Source organism: Brevundimonas sp. EAKA, from assembly GCF_000698025.1.
GTDB classification, from domain to species: Bacteria; Pseudomonadota; Alphaproteobacteria; order Caulobacterales; family Caulobacteraceae; genus Brevundimonas; species Brevundimonas mediterranea_A.
Map to the genome: position 1 here is coordinate 1 of NZ_JMQR01000283.1, position 456 is coordinate 456.

Consider the following 456-nt stretch of genomic DNA (forward strand, 5'->3'; position numbering starts at 1 on the left):
TCCCCCCTTGGGGGAGGTGGCTCGCCGGCGAAGCCGGCGAGACGGAGGGGGCAAGTCTAGCCCCTGAGCCGCAACCCGATCCCCTCCAGCACCCCGGCCATATCCGCCAGCACATCCCGCGCCGGTATCCGCAGCACGGCGACGCCCCTCTGGTTCAGCCAGTCGGTGCGGCGGGCGTCATGCCGCGCCTGATCGGGGGCGTCATGGCTGGACCCGTCGATCTCGACCGCCAGCCGGGCCGCGTCGCAGTAGAAGTCGAGGATATAGGGGCCGATCGGATGCTGACGCCGGAACCGCGCCCCGCACAGCCCGCGTTTGCGCAACGCCTGCCACAGCAGGACCTCGGGCAGGGTCAGGCTGCGGCGGAGTTCACGGGCGCGATCCACGGTTTTGCGCGATGCATCCATGGCGGGAATGTGCGTCGAGGCCCGGTGCGCGGCAAGCCCCCTCCACCAC

The 456-nt window shown here is 71.3% G+C and carries 1 protein-coding gene; it reads right to left on the bottom strand.

The genetic code is table 11. The annotated features are described in order from the left end of the window. Positions 1–56 precede the first annotated feature (56 nt). On the bottom strand, positions 57–456 hold a 400-nt coding region (locus ER13_RS17460; protein ID WP_231492597.1), incomplete at its 5' end, for an endonuclease domain-containing protein.